The sequence below is a fragment of the Microcystis sp. M53598_WE2 genome (assembly GCF_030067735.1).
GTDB classification, from domain to species: Bacteria; Cyanobacteriota; Cyanobacteriia; order Cyanobacteriales; family Microcystaceae; genus Microcystis; species Microcystis aeruginosa.
The window spans coordinates 1-3,149 of record NZ_JASJFE010000056.1; the positions used below are offsets into that span (position 1 = coordinate 1).

Genomic DNA, 3,149 nt, shown 5'->3' on the forward strand with positions numbered 1-3,149 from the left:
TAACCCAAAATTTCGGTAAAGCTAAATAATCAGAACCTTGAGCTACTTGGTGATAGAGTTGATTAAAATTTAATTTCTTGTGTTCAACCAAGAAATATTGGCGATAGTGGTAATTAGCTAGATTGAAGAGATTTTTTGACAAAAAAGCAGCTCGGTCAATTTCTGACCAGCAAGGATGGCATTTGGTGATGATATGGCGTTCAACTAGCTTCCTGTCTTGATTGCAGCTGATAACCCTCTCAAAATCTATCTCCTTTAAAACCTACTTCTTTTAACCATCTAGCTAGATGGAGTCAGAAGGTTTAAGGAAATTTGAGGAGATTTAGAGAGAATTTTCGTTTCTGTATTTACCCCCACACCCTACCCCCACAAAAAACTTTTTGCCGCAAACCCTATCCAGACTACAGTTTTTATCAATCCCCTCGTCAACTATTTTCGCAACCGGCAAGAAATCCACTCCTCCCAAGCAGCAGTAAAAGAAACCTCCTACTACGGCACTCTCGAAACTCTCCTCAACGAAAATGGTCGTGCCGGTGAACGGTTTACTGTTCGCAATTCCACCGCAAAAGTAGTTATCGAAGAGGCCGGGGATCACCTCTGTCAATACACATAGGTTTGTCGATTGACCTTCATCGCTGGATTTCTTTCCTTCCCACTCCGGTCGATGCTTTTTACTACTCCCCTTCTTCTTAGTTGTAAGATATCTACATCTATCAGCCACTTATCTATAGTTTTGTAACGGCAATTTTTGCTAAAAATCAATAAGTGTAAACTTTAATCACAAGGTCGATCGAGTCCTGACAAACGTGTTATCTTAAAAACATAAGGCATAAAGGAAGCGACTCAACTTCCTTCCAGGCAAAAAGACCTAGAGCCTGTGCCACCTGCTCTAGCTCAACGCAACAGCTAAATCGGACGCAGATTCTCAAAGTTTGTAAAGTAAAGTATGGTTTCGCCTCTGTTGCTCGATATAGGACAGATGGAGTGAGCCGTAATCAGCACCTGAGTCGGTAAACTGAGGAATCTTGATAGTTGACAGATAGACTGTTGTGGGTTCTGTAAACCTCTATTGTATTGAGTCCGTTAATTTTTTAGGAGTCCATATCGTTTGTACAAGATGAAGCCCGCCTCCCTAGGCGGGCCTATTGTGTTTTTAGAAAACCGCCACGAGATATTCCTGTAATTGCAATTGATAACCTGCCTGTAGCTGACAGGGATAATCAAGGGAAAACTCAGGTAAAGCTAATAGAGAACTTTTTTGACAACTAACTAACGCCACATCGAAGCGACAGCTTAAATCAGACCATTGGGGATAAAAGGCGAGAAATATCTGGGCAGCTTGGTAAATTTTCCCTTGTTTACGGTCATTGATCGCTAATTTGCCCCCTAAATCCCAATTGCCAGCACTGCGGGTTTTCACCTCGACGAAAGCGAGAGTCGCCTGAGATTTAGACAAGACGATTAAATCGATTTCACCGCCAGCACTACGCCAACGACGCTGGAGGATATGCCATTGCTGTAATTGCAACCAATCCGCCACCAAATTTTCGCCCAATTCCCCCACGGTTGTCATATTCAGTTATCAGTGATCAGTTATCAGTGGTCAGGGAACAGGGAACAGGGAACAGGGAACAACGCCGATTTATTGTCCTGTCTTCTGACTCCGAACTCCTGACTACTGGCTACTGTCTCCTGTCTCCTAACCAAGCAGGACAATTTTCGATTTTTACAAGAGGTTTATTACAAAAGTCCTTCTAGACGACGACGGATGCTGTCTAACTCCGCATCGGGAATCTCGGAAAACTCCTCCTCGGCGGGGGGGACTTCCTCTTTTTGCCAATCCAACTCTGAGGCATTGCTTTCGGGGGGAATTACTAACATACCCGCTTCAATCATTTCCGCTTGATAGCCGGCGCCGCGACAAAATTCTGCCACTTCCTCCGAATCAATTTTCTCTACCGTGGGAGTCGGAAAATCCTGTGCCTCTAACAGCAGAGCATAACGGGTGGCATCATCTTCCGATTCAAACATCAACACCTTATTGATAGCTCCCATTTGAATGGTGTGGATACCTTCGTTTTCTGTGCCTGCGTTAAAAAGTAGTACAAATACACGCATAATTACTATTAGCGATCGATAAGCGGTGGTCGTCTATACTCATTTTACCCCCCTTCTCGATCGCTAATCTTCAGCAATTTTAGTTTCTAGTCAACCACTTTTGACCGTTAAGCCGTTGCAGGGTGTAAAACAACAGTAAATCAAGACTAACTTTCCTTTCATCGATCATAAATGATTCAAGTGTACTAGGTTGAGCACCGCCCTCAGCTTGAGAAAAAGCTTTTTTACCATTGATGTTTTCTTCCAAAAAATAAATGCTAAATTGACGCATTCCCTCGAGCCAATTGCCAGTTAACTGCCAACAGGGAGAGCTAGAAAAGCCCTGCACGGGAATTTTATCCTGTTTAAAGGACAGCTTTATATCAGTTATACCGAGCTTTTGCAAAGCTGCCGCCAGTGCGGGCTGAAAATGCTGCTCAATAAATTCAGCGAAGGGTTTTTCCTCGACGGTAGGCTCCTTGGGTTTTTTAGCAGCCGCAGGTTGAGCCGGTTTTGCTGCTTCTGCTGCCGGAGTTGCGGGGGTGGTGGTTTCTTCTGCCATAGGAATTAATCAGGAATGGGTAGGTAGCTACAATTATATTTTCTCCCGGGTTATCAGCTATCAGTTTTTTTAGCTATCAGCTTTGATTTACCCGATTAATTAGCGATTTTTTTAGTGACGGCGTTTCTCATAAAGATGAAGTATAACCGGACAGGGCATCGTCTCGGAGTCTCCCCAAAACAAAAACCTCCTACCAGCGACCGGCGGTTTGATGAGCTTATTTTACCGTGAATGACTATGTTTGACTATATTTTTATTTAAACTTGACAATACTTCCGCAGATTTGCTCCAGTCTTAGAGCTTATTTATCAAGTAAACATTAAAATAAATGTAGGGCGATCATTCCTCGATCACCCTAGTTTTTCTGACAAGGATTTCTTATTGTCCGCAGTCATAATAGCTTATGCCACTTAGTGCCGTTCTATAGTTACTCCAATTAGGACGACACCAATCGTTAAGAGGGACGACAAATGAGCCTCTTTTATATTCA

The 3,149-nt window shown here is 43.1% G+C and carries 4 protein-coding genes; 1 reads left to right on the forward strand and 3 read right to left on the reverse strand.

What is annotated here, in order from left to right; translation table 11 throughout:
• The first annotated feature begins 412 nt into the window (after positions 1-412).
• Positions 413-613, forward strand: coding sequence for a GltB/FmdC/FwdC-like GXGXG domain-containing protein (locus PX636_RS01315; protein ID WP_071821325.1), 201 nt, complete (start codon positions 413-415; stop codon positions 611-613).
• A gap of 540 nt (positions 614-1,153) precedes the next feature.
• Here the strand turns inward: PX636_RS01315 and PX636_RS01320 are convergent.
• The 3 genes from PX636_RS01320 to PX636_RS01330 all read right to left on the reverse strand — a co-directional run bounded on the left by PX636_RS01320 (position 1,154) and on the right by PX636_RS01330 (position 2,659).
• The gene (locus tag PX636_RS01320; RefSeq protein WP_002765893.1) at positions 1,154-1,573 is read right to left on the reverse strand and encodes a YraN family protein; all 420 of its coding nucleotides are present in this window, start codon (positions 1,571-1,573) and stop codon (positions 1,154-1,156) included.
• Positions 1,574-1,740: 167 nt separating this feature from the next.
• Positions 1,741-2,118: a DUF3110 domain-containing protein gene (locus PX636_RS01325; RefSeq protein WP_002795498.1), complete on the reverse strand. Its 378-nt coding sequence runs from the start codon at positions 2,116-2,118 to the stop codon at positions 1,741-1,743.
• 79 nt (positions 2,119-2,197) lie between these two features.
• Complete coding sequence (locus PX636_RS01330; RefSeq protein WP_002765891.1) at positions 2,198-2,659, reverse strand: DUF2996 domain-containing protein; 462 nt, start codon at positions 2,657-2,659, stop codon at positions 2,198-2,200.
• Between the last annotated feature and the right edge of the window lie 490 nt (positions 2,660-3,149).